At 68.3% G+C, this 21,909-nt stretch carries 18 protein-coding genes; 14 read left to right on the top strand and 4 right to left on the bottom strand.

The window, feature by feature from the left end:
* Nucleotides 1–30: 30 nt before the first annotated feature.
* The 11 genes from ACZ7GB_RS00800 (at nt 31) to ACZ7GB_RS00850 (ending at nt 14,144) form a co-directional block, all read left to right on the top strand.
* Nucleotides 31–1,272 (top strand): glycosyltransferase family 4 protein, encoded by a 1,242-nt coding sequence (locus tag ACZ7GB_RS00800; protein WP_472157263.1) that lies wholly within the window; start codon nt 31–33, stop codon nt 1,270–1,272.
* Nucleotides 1,262–2,443, top strand: a complete 1,182-nt coding sequence (locus tag ACZ7GB_RS00805; RefSeq protein WP_472157265.1) for a glycosyltransferase — start codon at nt 1,262–1,264, stop codon at nt 2,441–2,443. The genes ACZ7GB_RS00800 and ACZ7GB_RS00805 overlap by 11 nt, the downstream gene beginning before the upstream one ends.
* Complete coding sequence (locus tag ACZ7GB_RS00810; RefSeq protein ID WP_472157267.1) at nt 2,440–3,756, top strand: O-antigen ligase family protein; 1,317 nt, start codon at nt 2,440–2,442, stop codon at nt 3,754–3,756. Before ACZ7GB_RS00805 ends, ACZ7GB_RS00810 begins: the two co-directional genes overlap by 4 nt.
* Complete coding sequence (locus ACZ7GB_RS00815; RefSeq protein WP_472157268.1) at nt 3,749–4,366, top strand: LbetaH domain-containing protein; 618 nt, start codon at nt 3,749–3,751, stop codon at nt 4,364–4,366. The genes ACZ7GB_RS00810 and ACZ7GB_RS00815 overlap by 8 nt, the downstream gene beginning before the upstream one ends.
* A gap of 65 nt (nt 4,367–4,431) precedes the next feature.
* Nucleotides 4,432–5,928, top strand: a complete 1,497-nt coding sequence (locus tag ACZ7GB_RS00820; RefSeq protein WP_472157270.1) for a lipopolysaccharide biosynthesis protein — start codon at nt 4,432–4,434, stop codon at nt 5,926–5,928.
* Nucleotides 5,925–7,076 carry a glycosyltransferase gene (locus ACZ7GB_RS00825; protein WP_472157272.1) on the top strand — a complete coding sequence of 384 codons (1,152 nt, stop codon included), beginning with the start codon at nt 5,925–5,927 and terminating at the stop codon, nt 7,074–7,076. The genes ACZ7GB_RS00820 and ACZ7GB_RS00825 overlap by 4 nt, the downstream gene beginning before the upstream one ends.
* On the top strand, nt 7,057–8,274 hold the full coding sequence (locus ACZ7GB_RS00830; protein ID WP_472157273.1) for a glycosyltransferase: 1,218 nt from the start codon (nt 7,057–7,059) through the stop codon (nt 8,272–8,274). Before ACZ7GB_RS00825 ends, ACZ7GB_RS00830 begins: the two co-directional genes overlap by 20 nt.
* Complete coding sequence (locus ACZ7GB_RS00835) at nt 8,271–9,161, top strand: polysaccharide pyruvyl transferase family protein (protein ID WP_472157274.1); 891 nt, start codon at nt 8,271–8,273, stop codon at nt 9,159–9,161. The genes ACZ7GB_RS00830 and ACZ7GB_RS00835 overlap by 4 nt, the downstream gene beginning before the upstream one ends.
* Nucleotides 9,158–10,165: a glycosyltransferase family 2 protein gene (locus ACZ7GB_RS00840; RefSeq protein ID WP_472157275.1), complete on the top strand. Its 1,008-nt coding sequence runs from the start codon at nt 9,158–9,160 to the stop codon at nt 10,163–10,165. Before ACZ7GB_RS00835 ends, ACZ7GB_RS00840 begins: the two co-directional genes overlap by 4 nt.
* Nucleotides 10,162–12,174 carry an HAD-IIIC family phosphatase gene (locus ACZ7GB_RS00845; RefSeq protein ID WP_472157277.1) on the top strand — a complete coding sequence of 671 codons (2,013 nt, stop codon included), beginning with the start codon at nt 10,162–10,164 and terminating at the stop codon, nt 12,172–12,174. Before ACZ7GB_RS00840 ends, ACZ7GB_RS00845 begins: the two co-directional genes overlap by 4 nt.
* A complete protein-coding gene (locus tag ACZ7GB_RS00850) occupies nt 12,171–14,144 on the top strand; it encodes an acyltransferase family protein (protein ID WP_472157279.1) in 1,974 nt (657 codons plus the stop codon). The genes ACZ7GB_RS00845 and ACZ7GB_RS00850 overlap by 4 nt, the downstream gene beginning before the upstream one ends.
* 49 nt (nt 14,145–14,193) lie before the next feature.
* On the opposite strand, the gene lipA is transcribed toward ACZ7GB_RS00850, so the two are convergent.
* Nucleotides 14,194–15,144 (bottom strand): lipoyl synthase, encoded by a 951-nt coding sequence (gene lipA / locus ACZ7GB_RS00855; RefSeq protein WP_078546861.1) that lies wholly within the window; start codon nt 15,142–15,144, stop codon nt 14,194–14,196.
* A gap of 297 nt (nt 15,145–15,441) precedes the next feature.
* Here lipA and ACZ7GB_RS00860 point away from each other — a divergent pair, with 297 nt between their 5' ends.
* A complete protein-coding gene (locus tag ACZ7GB_RS00860) occupies nt 15,442–15,990 on the top strand; it encodes a redoxin family protein (RefSeq protein ID WP_472157281.1) in 549 nt (182 codons plus the stop codon).
* Between the two features lie 55 nt (nt 15,991–16,045).
* Here ACZ7GB_RS00860 and ACZ7GB_RS00865 read toward each other — a convergent pair whose 3' ends face one another.
* Both ACZ7GB_RS00865 and ACZ7GB_RS00870 read right to left on the bottom strand, forming a co-directional pair.
* On the bottom strand, nt 16,046–16,939 hold the full coding sequence (locus ACZ7GB_RS00865) for a LysR substrate-binding domain-containing protein (protein ID WP_472157283.1): 894 nt from the start codon (nt 16,937–16,939) through the stop codon (nt 16,046–16,048).
* A gap of 287 nt (nt 16,940–17,226) precedes the next feature.
* Nucleotides 17,227–18,351: a DUF6456 domain-containing protein gene (locus tag ACZ7GB_RS00870; RefSeq protein ID WP_472157284.1), complete on the bottom strand. Its 1,125-nt coding sequence runs from the start codon at nt 18,349–18,351 to the stop codon at nt 17,227–17,229.
* Nucleotides 18,352–18,566: 215 nt separating this feature from the next.
* Between ACZ7GB_RS00870 and ACZ7GB_RS00875 the strand changes: the two genes are divergently transcribed.
* Nucleotides 18,567–18,983 (top strand): DUF6477 family protein, encoded by a 417-nt coding sequence (locus ACZ7GB_RS00875; RefSeq protein WP_472157285.1) that lies wholly within the window; start codon nt 18,567–18,569, stop codon nt 18,981–18,983.
* On the opposite strand, the gene ACZ7GB_RS00880 is transcribed toward ACZ7GB_RS00875, so the two are convergent.
* Entirely contained in the window at nt 18,970–20,550 is a 1,581-nt protein-coding gene (locus tag ACZ7GB_RS00880) for a helicase HerA-like domain-containing protein (RefSeq protein WP_472157287.1), read from the bottom strand. The two genes, ACZ7GB_RS00875 and ACZ7GB_RS00880, sit on opposite strands and share 14 nt — an antisense overlap.
* A 561-nt stretch (nt 20,551–21,111) precedes the next feature.
* Here ACZ7GB_RS00880 and ACZ7GB_RS00885 point away from each other — a divergent pair.
* On the top strand, nt 21,112–21,855 hold the full coding sequence (locus tag ACZ7GB_RS00885) for an invasion associated locus B family protein (protein WP_146673482.1): 744 nt from the start codon (nt 21,112–21,114) through the stop codon (nt 21,853–21,855).
* Nucleotides 21,856–21,909: the final 54 nt, after the last annotated feature.

Raw genomic sequence — 21,909 nt, forward strand, 5'->3', positions numbered from 1 at the left:
ACCTCGCGAACCGAGTGAAGGAGTGGGATTGTGATCATCAGCAACGCATCGCTCGACATCCTGATGCTGACCCCTTGGTTTCCGAACCGCCCCGACGGCTGGCCGAGCCGCTTCGTCGCCGATAGTGCACGGGCGCTGGCACGGCAGGGCCACCGCGTCCGGGTCGGCGTGCTGCGCGGGCTGACGCCTGTGGGCACGGGGCGGCTCGCCTCGCCCGAGCATCGTGGAGAGATCGACGCGGCGCGCTTCCCCGAGATCGAGGAGATCCGGCTCGCGCGCTACCCGACCTTGCCGGGCGGGCTCATGCGCAAGCTGACCAATCGCACGCTCGACCGGGCGCTTACGGATCTGGCGGGCGAGATGATCGCCGCGCGCCGTCCCGATGTGATCCTCGTGCAGACAGAGACGCTCGCCCCTGCGGCGCAGGCGTTGGCCGCGCGGATGGGCCTGCCCGTGGTCGGCGTGCTGCATGGCGAGAACAGCAATTGGCGGTATCTTTGGACCAACGGGCAGGCCGAGCGGTTTCGCGACGCCTTGGGCGGGCTCGACCGGCTTGTCGTCGTGGGCGAGCCGCTGCGCCGTTTCGCGACCGATCTGTCCGGGCGTGGGGATCATATCGAGGTGGTCTGGAACGGGGTCGATCCCGCGCCCGACCGTCCGCCCCCGCAGCTACCGGACGAGGCTCCCCTGCGGCTGGTGAGCGTCGCCAATCTGCATCCCGCCAAGGGGCTGAACCTGCTGATCGCGGCGCTCGGACGGCTTGCACGCGAGGGGGACGCGCCATGGCATCTGACAATCATCGGCGACGGGCCCGAGCGTGCCAATCTCGCCGCCCAGATCGCGCGGCAGGGGCTCGGGGATAGGATCACACTCGCCGGTCAGAAACCACATGAAGATGTGCTCGCAACGCTCGGACAAAGCGACATTTTCGTATTGCCCTCATGGCGAGAGGCTTTCGGGATCGTCTATCTCGAGGCGATGGCGGCCGGCGCGCTCTGCATCGGGGTCGAGGGCCAGGGCCCCGGGCAATTCCTGCGCAACGGCGAGACCGGTTTTCTGGTCGCGCCGCGCTCGGTCGGGGCGCTGGTCGAGACGTTGCGCCCACTGCTGACCGGACCGCGCAACGCTTGGCGCGAGATCGCGCAGTCTGGCCCCCGGTTCGCCCGCGATCATGCCAGTTGGGACGCCCATGCCCGCGCGCTGTCGGAGGTGCTGCACGTCGCCTGCGCCCGCGTCGCCCCTTACCCGCAGGAGGCACGCCTTGCCGGTTAAGCCTCCCTGCCCCGAAGCCCGTCCCGGCCCCGCGCTCGCGGTGCTGATCGAGCCCGCGCCCTACATGGTCGCGATGACCGCCGCGCTGGCCGCGCGCTGGCCTGCGGGCCTTACCGTGCGCTATGTCTCCGCGGCAGCGACGCAGCGATGGGCGAACACCGCGCCCGAAACCGTCCTGCCGGCGAGGCGCCTACCTGCCCTCGTCACGCTCTGGCGCGAGATCCGCAGCACGCGACCCGACGTCATTTTCGTCGCCGGTTGGGCGCATGTCCTCGTGCTGGCCGCGATCGTTCTCGGCAAGCCCTCGGGCGCGCGGATCATCGCGCTGAGCGACACATGGATCAGCCCCGCCCGCGGGATACACGCAGCCCTCAAGCGTCGGATTCTCGCGATGATCGACGGGTTCAGCCCGGCGGGCCAGCGCGCTGCCGACTATCTTCGCGACCAAGGCGTGCCGCCCGCGAAGATCGTAACCGGGCGGATGAGTTCGGACACCGCCGCCATCGCGCGCCACGTTCGCACCCTCGGCCCTGACGGGCGGCAGAAGATGCGCGCGCGGCTCGGGATCGCAGCCGATGCGCCGGTTCTGATGTTCCTCGGAAGGCTCGCCTCAGAGAAAGGGCTGGACCTGCTGCTGGACGCTTTCGCGCAGCTCAACGCCGTTCAGGCGCGTTTGATCGTGGCGGGCGACGGGCCGCTTGGCGAGACACTGGCGAAGGCGGCGGCACGCGATCCCCGTATCCTGTGGCGCGGGCGCCTCGAGGGAACGGCGCTGCGCGATCACCTCGCCGCCGCGGATTGCCTTGTCCTGCCAAGCCGCGCCGAACCTTTCGGGCTGGTGATCGGCGAGGCGCTCGCCGCCGGCTGCGGTGTCGTGGCAAGCGGGGCCTGCGGCGCGGTGCCCGACCTGCTGGGCGGGCGCGAGGCCGGGCTGATCGTGCCGCCGGGCGACGCCGGCGCATTGCACGCCGCGCTGGCCCGCGTCTGCGCCGATCCCTATCTGCGCGCCCGGATGCAGGCCGATGCACCTGCGGCCATCGCAGGCTGGTCGAGCGCGGATTGGGCAGACCAGCTTTGCACGCTGGCCGAGCGGGTGACGCACGACGCGCCCGAAACCGAGCGCGAAGCCAGCTCCGCGCCCGCGCCCAACCGCAAGGCGGAACGCGCGTGAGGCTCGCGATCCGCAAACGCGGCCTGTTGTTGGGCCTAGGCATCGCCGCAACCGCCGCGCCGAGCGTCATCTATGTCAACATGATCTTCGGACCCGGCGCGCGTTGGGCGGCGATGGGGGTTCTGGTCCTCGCACTTCTCCTCAATGGGCGGTTGTGGCGCAAGATCCCGGGCGACGGGATGTATTGCAGGCTGGCGCTGCTGGGCTTGGCGGCGCTGTCTGCGCTGTGGTCGAGCGTGCCGCATCTGAGCGGGCCGAAAGCCGCGACCTACGCGTTGACCGCGCTGGCCTTCGCCTCGGCGGGCGCTGCCTGGGCACAGCACACGCGGCGGCGCGATCTCTTCGCGATCCTCTGGCCGCTGCTGGCGCTGGTGCTGTTCGCCGGGATCGGCGGGCTGCGCTCCGGCTTCGGCACGGTCGAGATGAACGCGGATATCTCGCTCTATCGGGGGCTGAGCGCCAATTCCAACTTTCTCGCCCTGATGATCCTCACCGTCGCGCCACTGCCGCTCTGGCGGCTCGCCCAGCGCCGGATCGGGCGACAGAGACGGCTGTTCTGGCGGGCCGTGGCACTGATCCTGACGGTGCTGGTGCTGATGAGCCTGTCGCGGGCGAGCCTGCTGTCGCTCACGGTACTCATCGCGGCTTTTCTTCTGGGACGCGGCTTCAAACGGCTGGCGATTGCGGCGGCAACGCTTGGGGCCGTGCTGTCGCTTCTGTGGCTCTATTTCCCGGACCGGGCGGAGGCGCTGACGCAGCGCTATCTCTTCAAGGCGTCCGCACAGACCGAGCCCCTGATCGCCTCGCGCGCAGAGACATGGGCCGCCACGCTCGAGGGTGCGCGCGCGGGCGGAACGTTCGGGCTGGGCTTCGGCGTCTCGTATGGGTTCGACGACTACGCACTGTCGGCGAGTGCGTCGCACTATGGGCGCGAGAAGACCAATTCGGCGCTGGCGCTGATCGAAGAGGTCGGGCTTGCGGGGGCCGCGCTCTTCACCGGAATGCTGCTCCTGATCACGCGCGGCGCGGTTCTCGCGGTCCGGCATGCGCGCCACCGCAGTGACCGGGTGCTGATGGCGCTGTTGCTGGGCTACCTCGCGGCGCTCTTCACCCATGCGCAGTTCGAGGCATGGCTGCTCTCGCCCGGAGGCGCCGCCACCCCCGCCTTCTGGACCGCGCTGGGGATGACGACCGCACTGGCCAAGCGCATTCGCACCCGGCTCAAGCCCGCTCGGCTCAGCCCGAGCGTGTCAGGCGCGATCGAAGCGGCCCGGGCACGCTTCCCCCAAGCTGCGGTGCGCTCCAATGCGTGACGCCATGCCCCTCCCTGTCTCGCCGCAACCGGGCCCCTCCTCCCGGCAAGGTCCCTTCCGGCCCATCGCCACGCAGGACCTGTCTCGCTTCCCCCGCCCGGTAATCGCGGGCAATCGCAGCTTCGGCTGGCGCGTGGCGTGGTATCTGGTCAATGCGCTCTTCTTCCAATCGGCGCTTCTCGCCCTGATCCCCTCGCGCGCGAAAGCCGCGATCCTGCGCGGGTTCGGGGCGAAAGTCGGCCCCGGCCTCGTCTGCAAGCCACGCGTCACGATCAAATACCCGTGGCTTCTGGAGATCGGCGCGCATGTCTGGCTGGGCGAGCGCGTATGGATCGACAATCCCGGCCCGGTGCGCATCGGCGCGCATGTCTGCATCAGCCAAGGGGTGCGCATCGTCACCGGAAGCCATGACTGGGCGCGCGGCGATTTCCGCTTCTTTGCGCGGCCCATCGAGATCGGCGACAGCGCATGGGTCACGGCGCATCGCGTCTTGCGCCCCGGAGCGATCGTGCCGCCGCGTGTCGTCGTTCTGGGCGATGTCAGCGCCGGAGACGGGCGCGGCCCGCGCGCGGCATCGGATGGCGCATCGTCGGAGGGCGGTATCCGATGAGCGTCTCCGTATCGTCCCCCCGGCCTTTGCCTTCCTCCTCACCACAATCACCTCCGTCACGCGCGATGCGCAATGGGGCGATCGCATGGGGCCAGATCGGAGGCGGGCTGGTTGCGCGGTTCCTGAGCACCCGCTTCGCGCTCGCCGCTTTGGGGATCGAGGCGATGGGGGCCTATCTTGCGGCCCTCGCGCTGGCGCTGATCGCAAGCATTGTGACCGGCGCGCTGCAAAGCACGACGCTGCGGGCGCTCTCTCTTGCGCCGCTGGTAGAACGCCCGCGCCTCTTCAACGCGCTGATCGGGCTGCATCTGCGGGTCGCGCTCGGCGTGGCGGGGATCGGTGCGCTTCTGGGCCCGCCCGCGCTGGCGCGGCTGTTCGATCTGCCCCCCGCGCTGGCGGATCAGGCCCGGGTCGCCTTCTTTTGCGTTCTGGCGGCGAGCGTCGTCGCGATCGCGCTCGCGCCCTATGAGGCCGCATTGCAGGCCCGTGAACGGTTCGGCCTGTTCGCAGCGCTCGATCTGGCGCGGGCGGTGGCTCTGTTCCCGGTGGCCTATCTTCTGATCGGGCAGCCGACCCCGCCGCTTGCCGCTTTCGCCGCGCTGTCCGCCGGGCTGAGCCTGAGCGTAACCCTTGCGGGGGCGTGGCAGGCGCGCAAATCCCTGCCCGAGACGCGGCTGCATCTGCGCTGGATCCTGAACATCCGCCCCGCCCGCGGCCAGACCGCGCTCCTGTCGTGGTCGGTTCTCGGCGGGTTGGCGGCGAGTGCGCGGGCGCAGGGCATGGTTCTTCTGATGGCGGCGCTTGGCGGTTCGGTCGCGAGCGCGGCCTATGGGCTGGGCAATCAACTCCCCGCCGCTTTGCGCCAATTCGCCGAGGCCACACGTCAGGCTCTGGCCCCGCGCCTCTATGCCGATCATGCCGCAAGAGGCTCTGACGGCAGCGTCACCGGCGCGCTGGTCGCCAGCCGGATCGCTGCGCTTATCACGTTCGGGGCGGCGATCCCGATGGCGGTGAACGCCCCGGCGCTGCTGTCGCTCTGGCTGGGCCGCAGCAACCCCGAGATGGTGATGGTGGTGCGGCTGATGCTGGCGGCACTCGCGCTCGATCAGTTGAGCGCGGGCTTGGGGCTGGCCTTTCTCGCACGCGGTCGCATCGCGTGGATGCAAGGCTGGGGCGCGGCGCTGGCGGTTATGAGCCTGCCTGCGGCCTATCTCGCAGGTCGGGCCAGTGGCGAGATCGGCGCGGCCCTCTGGGTGGCGCTTGCCGCCACCACCGCGATCGCCGCGCTTCGCATCGTGCTTCTGACCCGCCTCTCCCCCGGCACCGCAACACGCTGGGCGCGCGAGACGTTGATACCGGTGGTGGCGAGCACGCTGCCCGTGGCGCTTGGCGCGGCGCTGGTGCAGGGAACGCTGCCCGAGGGCGCGCCACGGCTGGGGCTGAGCCTCGGGCTCTGCGCGGCACTCTGGCTTGGGGCAAGCTGGCGGCTAGGGCTGAGCGCGCCGGAACGTGCGCGGCTGACCGCACTCCTGCGACGCCGCCCGGCGGAGGGACCGGCATGAGCGCGCCATCCAAAAAACCGCGCGCCGTGCTCGCCCATGGGATCTGGGGGCGCGGCGGGGCCGAGGCGGTGGCCGCCTGGGCCCTCGTGGCGCTGCGCGAGCGGTTCGATCTGACCGTCGTCACGCGTGGCGGCTTCGACTGCGACGCGCTCAACGCGCTGGCGGGCACCGATCTCTCTCCCGGCGACCTGCGGGTGCTCACCCTTCCCGCGCGAAGCCCTATCGGCACGTTTGAGGCCGCGCGGTTCAACCGGGCGCTGGCGGCGCTCGGGCGGGACTACGATCTGCGGGTCTCGCTGTCAGGCGTCCGCCGCTGGAACGCGCCCGCGCTGCATCTGCTCTCTGCCCGCGATTGGCATCCCGCGCTGGAAGGGCAAACGGGCCCACGCGCCAAGATCCTGCGCCGCGTGATCGACGGCCCCGTGCTGCGCCCGCGCCCCGATGACATGGTGATCGCCAATTCGCGCTGGCTGGCTGCGGCGAGTGCCCCGCTTTGCCCCGGCCAAGTCCGCGTGATCCCCCCGCCGGTGGCGCTGGCCGCCTCCGGCTCGCTCCCCGACTGGGCGGCACGGCGCGAAGATGTGCTGATTTTCGGCCGGATCGCACCGGAAAAACGGATCGAGCGGGCCATCGCCATCGTCGCGCGCGCCCGTGCCCAAGGGTTTCGCGGCAGGCTCGTGATCGCCGGGCCGGACGGGCCGCCCGATTACATGACCCGGATCCGCGCGCTGATCGCTGGGCAGAATTGGATCGAACGGCTGCCCCCTCAGAGCGGTGCCGCGAAAACCGCGCTTCTGGGATCGCTGCGCTACGGGCTCAATTGCTGCGAGGTGGAGGCCTTCGGCATCGCCACCGCCGAGATGGCCGCGAGCGGGATGATCCCTCTGGTGCCGCGCGGGACCGGGCAGGACGAGATCGTCTCCGCCCCGGACTGCAGCTTTTCGGACGCGGCGGAGGCCGCGCGCCGACTGCTGGCCCTGTCGCGCGACCCGGACCTGCAAGCCCGCCTCAGCGCCGCACTGCGGGCCGACATCGCACGTTTCGCCCCTGCCCGGTTCACCGCCGCCCTCGCGACCGCGGCTATGGACCATCTCTCTGCCGACCCGACGCCTCAACCGGAGTTCTCCCATGACCTCTCCCCCGCCTGAGATCACCGTTATGCACATCGTGCCGGACCTGCGCCGTTGCGCCGGTGGGATCGCAGCCAATACGCCCGCTCTGGCGGAGGCGCTTGCGGCGCAGGGCATCGCGAGCCGCTTTCTGACCCGCGCCTTCGACCCGGACGCGGAGATCGCTGAGCACTGTCTGCGCGTCGCGCCCACGCATGGCCTGAACGTCGCCCAGCTCGCGCGGGCGATGGCCGGGATGCGCGCGCAAGTGCGGGCCGGCGCGCGGATCGTGGTGCATAGCCATGGGCTGTGGGATCCGCTGAACCATGCGGGGCTGCGCCTTGCGATCGATCTGGGGCTGGGCCGGATCGTCAGCCCGCACGGGATGCTGCTGCCGTGGGCGCGGGCGCATAAGCGGCGCAAGAAAGACCTCGCGTGGCACCTGTATCAGCGCCGCGATCTGGCGCGGGCGGAGCTGTTGCACGTCACCTCGCAGGCCGAGGCGGAGGCGGTCGCGCACCATTGCCCGGTCGCGCGGATCGCGCAGGTTCCGCTGGGGATCGCCTTGCCGCCGGAGGGTGCACCAACCCGGACGCGCAGCCCGAATGGGCGCAAACGGCTCGTGTTTCTCGGGCGGCTGCACCGGGTGAAGAACCTCGACACGCTGATCCGCGCCTTCGCCGCCTGCGCGCCGCGCGATTGGGAGCTGCGGATCGCTGGCCCCGACGAGGACGGCCTGACCCCGGCGCTTAGCGCGCGCGCCGCCGAGCGGGGTGCAGCAGAACGCATCACCCTCGCAGGACCGGTCTGGGGTGCTGCGAAACAGGCGGAAATCGCGGCGGCGGATGCGCTGATCCTGCCGAGCCACACCGAGAATTTCGGCACTGTGGTGGCCGAAGCGCTGGCCGCCGCGCGCCCCGTGATCGCGACGACCGGAAGCCCTTGGGGTGAATTGAGCGCGTCGGGCTGCGGCTGGTGGGTCGCGCCCGATCTGGCGGGGTTGGGCGGCGCAATTGCCGCGCTTGGTGCAACGACTGCGCCCGAGCGGGCGGCGATGGGCGCGCGCGGGCGGGCGCTTGTGGCCCGGGACTATCTCTGGCCGCAGGTCGGGGCGCAGATGGCGGCGCTTTATCGGCAGGCCGCGGCCCTGCGTGCGGAGGCTGCACGGAGCGGCCAAGGTGCTGCGGCACAAGACCCCAAGCGTATCGCAAACCTCATCGGGAGGGCGGGCGAATGAGCCTCATGCTGCGCCACCGGATCGACCGGCTGATGAGCTATCACCTCGCCGAGCGGCTGCCCCAGCAGGGCCTTGCACTCGCGCGGGGCAACGGGCTCAGCGCCTATTGGTTTCGCGAGACGCTGAATTTCGGCGATCTGCTGACGCCCGCGATCCTTCGCCATCACGGTTTCACCCCGGTCCATGCCTATCCCGACCGCGCGCAGCTGACCGCGACCGGATCGGTGCTCGAACACCTGAGCGAGCAATATCGCGGCACGATCCTCGGCTCCGGGTTCATCGATGCGCGCAGCACACGGCGCTTCACCGGGGCGCGGATTGTGGGGCTGCGCGGCGCGCTGAGCCGGGACCGGATCGAAGGGCTGGGCCATAGCGCGACCCTCGGCGATCCCGGACTTTACGCGACGCGGCTTCTCGTTGGAGGGACCGAGAAACGGACCTCCCTGCCCGCGCCGACCCATGCCTTCGGGCTGGTGGCCCATCACGCCCACATCGACGCGGCGGAATTCGCGGCGCTGAAGGCGCGGCATGGGGCGGCGATCCGGGTGATCTCGCCCGGAGCCCCGCCCGCGCATGTGATCGCGCAGATCGCCACATGCGAACGCATCGCCTCGGCCTCGCTGCACGGGCTGATCGCGGCGGATGCGCTTGGCCTGCCCGCAATCTGGCTGGCTGCGCCGGGGCTGATCGGCGGGCGGTTCAAATTCGACGATTACGCCAGCGCGGTGGCCCGGCACGTCTGGACCCCCGTCGCGCTTACAGGCTCGGAAAGCCTCGCCGATCTGTGCGCCCTCGCGAGCTGCGCCCCGCAAGACGCCATCGACGGCGTGATCGCCGGGCTGGCCCGCGCCTTCACCGAATTCGCCGAAGAGGTCGCCCTCGCATGACCGCGCTTTCGCCAAGGATGGACCGCACGCCCCGCCTCTGTACGCCCAGCGCCGGGCCCGACCGCTGCGCCGATCTGAGCGTGGTCATCCCACTGCATGACAAGGCGCCCTTCATCGCGCGCACGCTCGCCTCGATCGAGGCGCAACAGCCTGCGCCTGCCGAGGTGGTGGTGATCGACGACGGTTCCCGCGACGAGAGCGCCGCACTCGTGGAGCGGATCGCCGCGCGTTCGCCGCTTACCATCCGTCTGATCCGGCAGGACAATCGCGGTGTGAGTGCCGCGCGCAATGCCGGGATGCGGGCCGCGCGGCGCGACTGGATCGCCTTTCTCGACGCCGATGACGCCTATCTGCCGGGCGCGCTGGCCGCGTTCGAGCGCGCAAGACGGGCGGTGCCGGGGGCGGAGGTGATCTTCGGCGAGGTGTGCCATGCGGGGCAGGATAGTCTGACCGCGCCGGAGCTGGCCGAGACCCCTATTCTCTCTCTGACCGATTACTTCGCGCATCTGGTTCGGGGCGGGCCGGAAATCACCGCCTCCGCGGTGATGATCCGCCGCGGCGCGCTGATCCGCGCGGGCGGATTTCCCGAAGGCGTCACGGTCGGCGAGGACAGCGACACATGGTTTCGGCTGGGCTGCGAGGCGCGGTTTGCCTATCTCCCCGCCCCCGTCGCCCGCTATAACATCGAAGACGGCGCGAGCGGCTGGCGCGCGTATCAAGGCGAGGTGCCGCACTGGCATCAGACCTTCGCGGACTGGACCGCGAGCGGACGTATCGCTTTGCCGCGACGGCGGAGCGCGGCGCGGTTTCACGCCTATTCCTGCCTGCATGCGGCGATCTGGCAGGCGAATGTGGGTCATCGGAATGTGGCGCTCGCGCGGCTGGCGCAGGTGGATTGGCAGGTTGCGCCGAAAGCGCTTTGGGCAAAGGCGCTTATGATCGCGATTGCACCTTCGCTGCTGAGGACGTGGCTACGACTGAAACCCCGGAGGGCCGCGCGATGAACGGGGGGGAGCTGGAGCTGTCCCGCGCGATCCGTGCGCAAATCGACGCCCTTGCCGGGGATTTGCAAAGGCTGGCGGAGGTGCCGGGCCCTGCGGCACTGCAGCAGGCGCGCACGGGCTGTGCCTTGCTCGCGCATCACCTCGCGCAGGGAGAGGCCGCGCAGGGCTTCACGGCTTTGGCGGGATGGCTGAAGCTGACATATGGTGCCGCGCGGCTGTCCGAAACCGGGGACGACGGGACTACGCTCGCCGCTCTCTGGCACGACAGGCTCAGCCCGGAGCTGTCGGAGGCTGCCCGCACCACGCTCATGGAAGGCTTGACGCGGCTGACCGAGACGCTGGCCCGACCGCCCGGTCGTGCGCTGCGGGTTTTGTTCATCGGGGATTGCCTGATCTGGGATATCGCGACGCAGCTCCAGATCGCGGCGGCGGCGGAGGGCATCGTGATCACGCCGCATCTCTGCGCCCAGCGCGACGGGGCGGAGTTGCGCCGCGCGCTGGAGCGGGCTGGCCCGGTCGATCTGGTCTTCTACGCACCCTTCGGTTTCGGCTTCGCGCAAAGCTATACGCGCGCCCTTGCGCCCAGTGCCCTCCTGCGCCCGATGGCGCGCGACCTGCCCGGCTTGCGCGCCGCATTGGATGAGGTTGAGGCGACGCTATCCCACCTCCTCGCTGGGACCGATGCCCCGATTTACCTGCACGACGTCTCGGGCACGCGTCAGGCTTCGGGTTGGCGCGGTGCGGTGACGGATCGCATCGGCGCGCGGAGGCGGGCCCGCGTGGCGGCGTGGCTGAACGCAAGGCTCGACGCGCTGGCGCAGCGGGCGGCGCGCCCGGTTCTGCGCATCCCGGAGGCTGCAGAGGCGCATCGTCTGGGAGCGGCGGCGGGGCGCGTGCTCTTCGAGGCGGACGATCTGCACCCGACGGCGCTTGCTGCGGGCCTTGCATCCGGCCCCTATCTGCGCGCCTGCCGTGCGGCGCATCTGTTCTCCCGGCGCAAGCTCGTGGTGAGTGATCTCGACAATACGCTTTGGGCGGGCGAAATCGGCGAAGGTCCGATCACGCATCACCGCGAGCGTCAGACCCTGTTGCTGCGACTGAAGGCGCGCGGGGTGCTGCTTGCGGTGGCCTCGAAGAACGATCCGGCGAATGTCAGTTGGCAGAGTGCCGCACTGCGGGCGTTAGATTTCGTGGCACGCGAGATCGACTGGGCGCCGAAAGCGGGCAATATCGCCAAGATCGCGGCGCAACTGAACCTCGCGCCCGAGAGCTTTGTCTTTCTCGACGATCGCGCCGATGAGCGCGCGCTGGCCGAAGCCGGGTGTCCGGGGCTGCTGGCGCTTGACCCGAATGCGCCGGAGACGTGGCAGTTGCTGGACGACTGGGCCGATCAGCGCGCCGCATTTGCGGGTTCCGACCGCACCACGCTCTATCAGGCGCGGGCGGCGCGGCAGGCCTGTGTCGCCACGCCTTCCGAAGACCCCGGTGCCGCCTATCGCCAGCTTGGATTGCGGGTCGCGATCCGCACCGCCAAACGGCGCGATCTGCCCCGGGTGGGTGAGTTGATCGCGCGCACCAATCAGTTCAACACGACACAAGTGCCGATCTCGGCCAAGGAGCTCTCCGATCCCTCCCGCCATGTGCTGATTGCCGAGGCGGGCGACAGGTTCGGATCGATGGGGATCGTGAGCGCGCTTGTGATCGCGGATGGGGCCGAGGTGGGTGAAATCACGCAATTCGTGTTGAGTTGCCGGGCCTTCGGCTACGGGATCGAGACGGCGCTGTTGCAGACTGCGCTGGCGGCACGCCCGGGACGCCGTCCCTTGCACGGACGGATCAACGAGAGCCCCCTCAACGCGCCGTGCCGCGACGTCTATGCCGCGAACGGCTTCACGCTGCGGGACGGGATCTGGACGGCACAGGAGCCACGGCCCGATCTGATCCCCGACTGGCTGAGTCTCGACATCGCGCCTGGCCTGCGCGCGACCCCCGCACAGGCCTCGGCATGAGCGCGGGTCTGCCCCATCGGCGCGACATTCAGGTGCTGCGCGCGCTCGCCGTGGGGATGGTGGTGCTCTATCACGCCGAGCTGCCCCTCGCGGGCGGCTATCTCGGGGTCGACATCTTCTTCGTGATCTCGGGCTACCTGATCACCGGGATGATCGCGCGCGCGCTGGCCGAGGGGCGGTTTTCCTTGCGCGCGTTCTATCTGTCGCGCGCCAAGCGGCTGCTGCCTGCGGCCTTTGCCGTCTATCTGGCGACCGCCGTGGCCGCGCTCTGGCTGCTGTCTCAGGCCGAGATGGCGCGATTCCTCGACACGCTCGGGGCGGCGCTGAGCTTCACCTCGAATATCGCGCTATGGCGGAGCGTGAATTACTTCACCGCAGGCGCGCAGTTGAACCCGCTTCTGCATAGCTGGTCGCTGTCGCTGGAGGAGCAGTTCTACCTCGTCACGCCCCTCGCCATGCTGATTACGCCGCGCAGGCATTGGCCGAAGCTACTGATCGGCGCACTGACGGTCAGCCTCGTCGCCTGCCTCGTTTTGGCCCCGCGCAGCCCGGTTGCGAGCTTTTTCCTGCTGCCGACGCGGGCGTGGGAGCTGATGTCCGGGGCTGTGGTGATGCTGTTCGAGCCGCAGATCGCAAGGCGTGCCGGACGCTGGCTGCGCCTGCTCAGCCCCTTGGCGCTGGCCGTATTGCTGGCGGTCTGCGCCATCGCGCCGGCTGCGGGCTGGGGCTCGGTACATCCGGGGCTGGATGCGGTGATCGTGGTCGGGGCCACGGCGCTTGTGATCGCGGCGCGACCGCCTTGGATGAATGGCAGCCATTGGGTGATGCGACCGCTCCTCTGGCTCGGCGGGATTTCCTATGCGCTCTATCTCGTGCATTGGCCGCTTTTCGCGCTGACGCGTAATGCGTGGCTGGATGCGCCTTTGCCGCTCTGGCTGCGACTGAGCCTGATCGCTGTTTCGCTGGGGCTCGCCCATCTGCTGCATATCGGGATCGAACGGCCGCTGCACTGCGCGCCGCTGCCCTCATGGCCGCGCGCGGCGGGGCTGGCGCTTGGCGGGACGGTGGCGCTGTGGCTGATCGCCCTCGCCCTGCCCGGCTTGCGCACGCCTCCGCGCGACTACCTCGCGCTCGGGTCCGCCAATACCGGGATCGCGCCGGGATGCGACTTCACCGGGGCGTTCGACCCGGAGGCCCTGTGCACGACAGGCCCGCACCCGACCACGTTCCTCTGGGGCGACAGCTACGCGATGCATCTGGCCGCGACCCTACCGCCCGAGATCGGCCCCATCGCGCAGGCCACGAAATCCGCCTGCGCGCCGGCGCTCGGCCTGTCCCAGATACAGCCGGAGGTTGGTCAGGATGCCATCTGGGGCGAAGGCTGCATCCGCTCGAACGCCGCAATCATCGCCTATCTGCAGGCCCATCCCGAGATCACCCGCGTCGTCATTTCCAGCCCCGTCGCACAGATCCTCGGCTCTGAATCGCGGGGCCTCGCGATGGAGCGCGGTCGGATCGTGCCCGTCGCAATGAGTTTCGCCCGAGGCCGCGCCGCCTTGCACGCGGCTGTGCAGGCCATCGCGCGCCCCGACCGTCAGATCGTCTTGGTGAGCCCGCCCCCGTCCGTCGGCACGAATTTCTTCGCCTGCCGCGGACGGGCGGAGAGCGGGCTTCTCAGCTTCGGCCCCCGCGCGCGTTGCGAGATGCGGAAGACGGAGGCGCGGGCTTATCGCGCGCAGGCCTTCGCCGCGCTCGACGGGCTAGAAAAGATCGAGGGCGTGCGCGTATTGGATCTGATCCGCGTCCTTTGTCCGGATGAGACCTGCCCGCTGGAGGAGGCTGGCACGCCGCTTTACCGCGATGCGGGTCACCTGAGCATCCAAGGCGCGCAGGCCTTGGGCGCGCGCGACGCGTTGGGGTTTCGCGCGCTGTTCGGTCTGGACGAAAAACTCACGCGGCTGGAGAAATGAAAAACCCGGCCATGTGGGGCCGGGTTCGTTCAAATCGCTTGGGACGCGCTCAGCTGAGACCGAGTTTCTTCAGCCGGTTCTCGCGGAGCCGCGCGAAATCGTCGCCCGCGTGATAGCTCGAGCGGGTCAGCGGCGTGGCGGACACCATCAGGAAGCCCTTGCCGTAAGCCGCTTTCTCGTAATCGCGGAACTCGTCCGGGGTCACGAAACGCATCACCGCGTGGTGCTTCGGCGTCGGCTGCAGATACTGACCGATGGTCAGGAAATCGACATCGGCCGAGCGCATGTCATCCATCACCTGACGGACCTGCGGCGCCTCTTCACCGAGACCCACCATGATGCCCGATTTGGTGAACATCGACGGGTCCAGCTCTTTCACGCGCTGCAGCAGGCGCAGCGAGTGGAAGTAACGCGCGCCGGGGCGCACGCCGGGATAGAGGCCCGGCACGGTTTCCAGATTGTGGTTGAAGACATCGGGGCGCGCCTCGACGACTTTCTCCAGCGCGGCGGGCTCGCATTTCAGGAAGTCCGGCGTCAGGATTTCGATCGTGGTGTCGGGCGAGCGGTGACGGATCGCGCGGATCGTCTGGGCGAAATGCTCCGCCCCGCCATCGTCCAGATCGTCGCGGTCGACCGAGGTGATCACGACGTGGTTCAGGCCCAGCGTCTCGACCGCATGGGCGACGCGGCCCGGCTCGAACACGTCGAGCGCGTCGGGGCGACCCGTGGCCACGTTGCAGAAGGAACAGCCACGGGTACAGATCTCGCCCATGATCATCATGGTGGCGTGACCCTGGCTCCAGCATTCGCCGACATTCGGGCAGCCTGCCTCTTCGCAGACGGTGACCAGCTTGTTGGTCTTCAGAATGTCGCGCGTCTTCTTGTAGCCTTCCGAGACCGGCGCTTTCACGCGGATCCAATCGGGTTTCTTGGGCTGGGCATTGTCGGCGCGATGCGCCTTTTCGGGGTGGCGTTCACCGGGCATCTTGAGATCGCGCATGATCCATCCTTTCGGAGTGCGGTTGATCGTCACATAAGCCGATTGCGTGTCGGATGCAAATGCGCAAGCCCGAAGGCAGCCTTGCACATCGCGCGCGGCTGACCTGCGCGGAAGCGGCGGTCAGGACCACCACAAGGCTAACGAATTCAAAGAGGCCGAACATCTCCGCGCATCCGAAAGGGTCTCGCACAGCGAATGCCGCAACTGCAAAGTCAGCGATTGTGACCGAAAGGGACATCCGCTAGTCAGGACACTCTCCAAAACGCAACCTCCCCAACCGATAAAGGAGACCTCCCCATGCTTTCCGGTTCGAAACTGCCTGAAGTGACCTTCCACACCCGCGTGCGCGATGACAGCATCGAGGGGCCGAACCCCTTCCGTTGGGAGGACAAGACCACCTCGGATTACTTCGCGGGCAAGCGCGTGGTGCTGTTTGCACTGCCCGGCGCCTTCACCCCCACCTGCTCGACCTATCAGCTGCCCGGCTTCGAGAAGGGCTTCGACGATTTCGCCGAGCAGGGAATCGACGAGATCTACTGCCTGTCGGTCAACGACGCCTTCGTGATGAACCAGTGGGCCAAGGCGCAGGGCCTCGAGAACGTCAAGGTGATCCCCGATGGCTCGGGCGAGTTCACCCGCCGCGTCGGCATGCTGGTGCGCAAGGACAATCTGGGCTTCGGTCTGCGCTCGTGGCGCTATGCGGCCGTCGTCAATGACGGCGTGATCGAAGCCTGGTTCGAAGAGCCGGGCCTTGAAGACAACCACGGCGAAGACCCCTATGGCGTGTCCTCGCCCGAGACCGTCATGAACTGGCTGGTCGACGCCAAGGCCGAAGCGGCGGCGTGACCCTATGCCGGCCCGTTTATCGGGCCGGCTACCAACGGATCGGGGCGCACGGCGATCAGAAGCGTCTGCGCGCCTGCGCGACCAGCCCCTCTCCCGCTTTTTGCAAGACCTGCGCGAGCGGGTCGAACCACGCCTCGGCATCGGACACTTCGCGGGCACGGACCAGCCTTACGGTCCGTGCCGGCTCCTCGTCGAACCGGCTGAGCGCGAGCGTCGGGAACGCGCGAGTTTCCTGCAGACTCGCGATCTCGGGTACCAGCGTCAGCCCCATCGCCTGTCCGGCCAGCGCGCAAAGCGTGGTCAGCGAGGACGCCCCCAGATCGATGCGCTGCGCCGCCCGCGTCAGCCCACACAGCGCCAGCGCCTGATCGGCAAGGCAATGACCTTCTTCGAGCAGCAAGAGCTGATCCGGATCGATCGCCTGCGGGCTGAGGCCGCGCACCATGGTCAACTGATCCGGCGTCCCGGCCAGCAGGAAGCGATCTTCGAACAGCGGTGTCTCGAACAGTTCGGGCGCAGGCGTCGCGATGATCGCGGCATCGAGGCGCCCTTCGGCGATCTCGGCCAGCAACGACTCGGTCGTGGCCTCGCGCAGCCGCAGCCCCCCTTGCGCGCGCAGCCCCGCCAGAGACGCGGGCAGCAGATAGGGCGCGATGGTCGGGATCACACCGAGATTGACCTGCCCCAGCCCGCGCCGCGCCTCGGACTGCAGATCGCGCAACTCGCCCGCGACCCGCTCGGCGGTCTCCAGCACCCGCCGCCCGGCCCGCGTCAGCCGCACATCGCGCGGGCGGCGCTCGACCAGCGGCTGACCCACCTGCTCCTCCAGTTCGCGGATTTGGACCGAGAGCGCGGGCTGGCTGACATGGACGATCTCAGCGGCGCGCGAGAAAGAGCGTGCCTGACCGAGCGCCCGTAGATAGGTGAGTTGACGAAGCGTGATATTCATAATCTTCGATTATCGACATGCGAAAAACTTTACAACTTTGTATTATATCATTTCCACATGGATGGCTCATGCCACGAAGAGAACTCGTGAGGGCGCGCGCCATGGCCGGCAGGACGCGGACCAGCGAAAAAAGGGCGCGAGAAAATCTCACGCCCTTTCTTGCGTTTTATCAGAGTCTTGCGAAGAAAAACTAAGGTAGCACCTTAACTTTAACGGACTGTTAGGCATTGAGGATTTGGCCGCGTGAGAGCGTCCGGATAGCTCTAGCAGAACGCCCGGACCGCCGCTCACCCAATCATCGGACTGGCACCGCCATAGGTGTCGTCGTAATGCCGCTTGAGACGCTGCAGCGCGATGCGCAGGACGATCTTGCCCGAGCGTGCCGACCAGCCCAGCCGCTTCTCCGCCGTCTCCAGCCCTTCGAGGAAGCAGCAGCAGCGCAGCGCCATGTCGCCCAGTCCCGGCCCCAGATCGCGCAGCGCCAGCGCCACCCGCTCGCGCGCGGTGTCGGAGCCGCCGCCCATCGCCAGCTCGGGGCGATACTGCCCGCGCCCGCCCCCCCCGGTCAGGAACCGTTCCCAGTTCTGACCGACGCGCGGGCCCATCTGCGCCAGTTCGAAATCCTCGCGCAGACGCTCCCCTGCGGCGACGAGATCGGCGCCGAGGAACGGCCGCCCCTGTTTGTCACGCCGCCGCGCCAGCACCGCGAGCGGGCTTTCTGCCAGATTGGCGCGCACCCGGCGCTGATGCCCGTCCGCGTCGGCACGCGTCTCGTGGACGAACTCGCCATGCTGGGCGGCGAAGGGATTGGCGACGGTCTCGCCGCGCGCCGCGGCCTCTTCCTCCAGCACGCGTTTCAGCGCCGCGCGCCCCGCCTGCGTGATCTCGTAGCTGGTGACGCGCCCCGCATGGGCGACCTCGATCCAGTCCTTGAGCGCGAAAGCCTGCGCCACCGCGCGCTCCAACACGGCCGTGCGCACGGTACCGCGCAGCACCACGGCCTTGTCCATCTCGCGTCCCACGATCAGGAGCGCGCCCGGTTCGGCCAGGCGGCGCAGAATGCGGCGCGTCTCGCGGCGCAGCTGGTCTTCATCGGCGGGCGTCTCGGAGGGGCGGAAAGCAGCGGTCATGGGCGTGTCCTTTTGGAGCACGGTCGTCATCGGAGCCTCGGGATAATTGGCGGCGCCCGGCCCGGCCGCGCGGCCAAGACGTTCGAGCGCCTCATCGACCAGCGGATCGTCCCGCCGCGCCTCGATCCGGCGCACGCGGCGCAGGATGGTCGAGGCCGCGCACCCTTCCGCCCGTGCCAGTGCCCGTATCGGAACGCCTTCTTCGACATGGCGCAGATAGAGTCGGGCATGTTCGGGCAGCCAGGCGGGAAGCGCCGCCGGGGCCGGTGCGATCGAAGTCATATTGTCCCCCAGATTGCGCCGCGAAACGCGCGACGAGTCCGTCCGGTAACAACCGTGAGTTGCTTTGGTTACCCGTTCGTTAATAAACGGGACGCCAGCAAGAATTCCTTAAACTTCCTAAACAAAGCTTTGCGGGGCGCGCGCTTGAGGGCGAATTTGCGCAACACCGCCTGAGGCTGGGTAACGCTCGGGATCTCACCTCAAGGGAGTTTCCGATGACCTTCGCATTTCGCCCAAAAACTACGCCCGCCGTCCGCGCCCCGTCGCCCTTGCGCCTCGTCGAACCGGCCGAAGCCGACAGCGTCGCCCCTGATCCCGATCCTGTCACCGCCGTGGCGAAACTGCGCCGCCCGCGCCTGTTGATCCGCGCGGCGCGGCACGGGCTGAGCGATTACAGCCGCAAGCGCGACCTCAAGCGGGTGATGCGGATGAGCGAGCTGCCGCGCCCGGGAACGGCCCTGCGCGCGTTGATGGCCGAGGAAGCGGCGCTCGATCAGGCGCGGCGCGCGGGCGAGGCGACCTATTCGGTCGCCCGCCATATCGAGCTGCTGATCGCGCTTCTGGCGGAGGCGCGGCTGGCGCCGCAGCCCTCTGAGGAGCGCGCTGGCGCCCCGTCGCTCAGCGCGACTTGAAGAGCGAGCCGAGAACCCCGCGCACGATCGTCTGACCCGTCTTGGTGCCCAGCTGACGCGCAAGGCTCTTGCCGAAGGTCTCGAGGATCGTATCGGACCGGCGCGAGGATTTGCGCGCCGGTTTCGACTTCGCCGTCGGATCGTAGCGCCGTGCATTGTTGAAATTATCGAAACGCTCATCGAGCTCGGAGCGGCCCGCGGCGGTCTTGGCCGCTTTCTCGCGCGCCTCGGCCTCTGCGGCCTCGCGCGCGGCCAGTTCGGCACGCTTGGCGAGAATCTCCTGCGCCGACTCGCGATCCACGGGCGTATCGTATTTGTCGCCCAAACCGCTTCCCGCGATCACCGCGGCGCGCTCGGTATCGCTGAGCGGGCCGAGGCGCGACTGCGGCGGGCGGATGAGCGTGCGCTCGACCATGCCCGGCACGCCTTTCTTCTCAAGGAAGGAGGTCACCGCCTCTCCTGTGCCGACTTCCTTGATCGCGATCTCGGTGTCGAAGCTCGGATTGGCGCGGTAGTTCTCGGCCGCGCGGTGCAGGTCGCGCTGATCCTTTGCGGTGAAGGCGCGCAGCGCATGTTGGACGCGGTTGCCAAGCTGGCTGAGAATGCCGTCGGGCACGTCGCCGGGGTTCTGCGTGATGAAGAACACCCCCACCCCTTTCGAGCGGATCAGCCGCGCCACCTGCTCCACCTTGTCGACCAGCGCCTTGGGCGCGTCGTCGAACAGCAGATGCGCCTCGTCGAAGAAGAAGACCAGCTTGGGCTTGTCCGGATTGCCGACCTCGGGCAGTTCCTCGAACAGTTCCGAGAGCAGCCACAGCAGGAAAGTCGCGTAAAGCTGCGGACTGCCCATAAGCTTGTCGGCGGCGAGGATGTTGATCTGGCCCATGCCGTTTTCGTCGGTCTGGATCAGATCGCCAAGGTCCAGCGCGGGTTCGCCGAAGAACTGCGCCCCGCCCTGGTTTTCCAGCACCAGCAGGTCGCGCTGGATCGCGCCGATCGTCGCGGTGCCGACATTGCCGTATTCCAGCGCGATTTCGTCCGCGCGCTCGCCGATATGGCGCAGCATGGCGCGCAGGTCGTCGAGGTCGAGCAGCGCCAGCCCCTCCTTGTCGGCGATGTGGAAGGCGATGTTGAGCGCGCCTTCCTGTGCCTCGGTCAGCCCCAAAAGGCGGCTCAGCAGCAGCGGCCCCATCTCGGAGACGGTCGTGCGCACCGGGTGGCCCTTCTCGCCGAACATGTCCCAGAAGACCGTCGGATAGGATCGGTATTGCAGATCGAAACCGATGGTCTGCGAACGCTCCATGAAGGCGTTGTGCAGCTTGGCCTCAGCCGAGCCAGTCGCCGCGATGCCCGACAGATCGCCCTTCACATCGGCCATGAAGACCGGCACGCCCGCCTGCGAGAAGCCTTCCGCGAGGATCTGCAGCGTCACCGTCTTGCCGGTGCCGGTCGCGCCCGCAACCAGCCCGTGACGGTTGCCGTATTGGAGCTTCAATTCCTGCGGGCTTGCGTAGCCTTCACCACCGCCCCCAACGAACACACCCTCTTCGGTCAGAACACCGGTCATCTTGCCCTCGCCAAACAAATTTCGGCTCCGACAATACTACCTTAACCCTTTTGCGCCAGTGTGATCCTGCCCCCGGAGTGCGCTTTTGCGCGGATGGGGGCGCTTCCTCCCTGTTGAACTGGCCGCGCCACGCTTGGCGCGGTCTTTTTCTTCTGTGCCAAGGGATTGCGTCCCGGAGTTCATCGCCTCACCGCTTGTCACACTTCCTCAACTTTGCCTGTTGACCTGTGAAAAATTACGGCCTAGCGTGTCGGCAATGACGAAGTCGGCCAGTCCGACAGGGGGAAAAGGAAGGGGTCCTGAACGGGCCCCTTTCGCTTGGAAAGCCCAGTTTTCGCGCCCCCGGAACACCCGATCCAGCCTGCGCGAGAGGCGACTGAATCGCCCCCGCTCTTTCCACGAAATCCCCCGCCTGGCCCGGCTCTTATGCAGGCCGTCGAACCGCTCACGAAACTGTGGCAGTTTGCCGCCGATCCGTGAGCGCCGCTGCGGAATTCGCGACTGACAGGGGCGCAGCCCCGTGTTAAGCCTTCGCCCAATACGTTTCAGGAGAAGAGTAATATGTCTCAACTGACGAAACCGCTCGCCCTCGCTCTGGCCCTCGGCCTTGCAAGCGGGGCGTGGGCGCAAGATACCACCTCGAGCGACACGACCACGACCCCCTCGGCGGATGCGACCGCGGGTGCGACCACCGATGGCGCGGCAACCCCGGCGGCGGATGCGGGCGCAGACGCGACCAGCACCGATCAGGCGCCCGACGCCACCGCGAACGGTGCTGACGCCACGCCGACGATGCCCGGCGCCGATCAGCAGGCACAAAAGCCGCAGGAGCCGCAGACCTACATCAAGGCCACCTATGAAGACTGGCAGCTGCAATGCGCCAAGTCGCCCGACGGCAAGGATCCCTGCCAGATGTATCAGGTGATCAAGGACCAGAATGGCGGCAACGTGGCCGACATCTCGGTGATCGGCCTGCCCGATGGCAGCCAGGCCGCAGCCGGTCTGACCGTGATGGTGCCGATGCAGACCCTGCTGTCGCAGAACCTCGTGATGCAGGTCGATGGCGGCAAGGCAATGGTCTACCCCTATTCCTTCTGCGACCCGCGCATGATGGGTTGCTTCGCGCGCTTCGGCGTCGGCAAGGCCGAACTCGAGTCGCTCAAGAAGGGCAGCAAGGCAACGATCACGATCACGCCGCTGGCCAACCCGCAGCAGAAGGTGAAAGCGGATATCTCGCTCAAGGGCTTCACCAAAGCCTTCGACGAAACCGTGAAAACCAACAAGGAAAACGGCGTTCAGCAGTAAGCTGAATGGATGAACTTCGGCTCGCAACCGTTTGAAATCAAAGACGCCGCGCCC

The organism is Thioclava sp. PTB-PU3-1 (genome assembly GCF_055666785.1).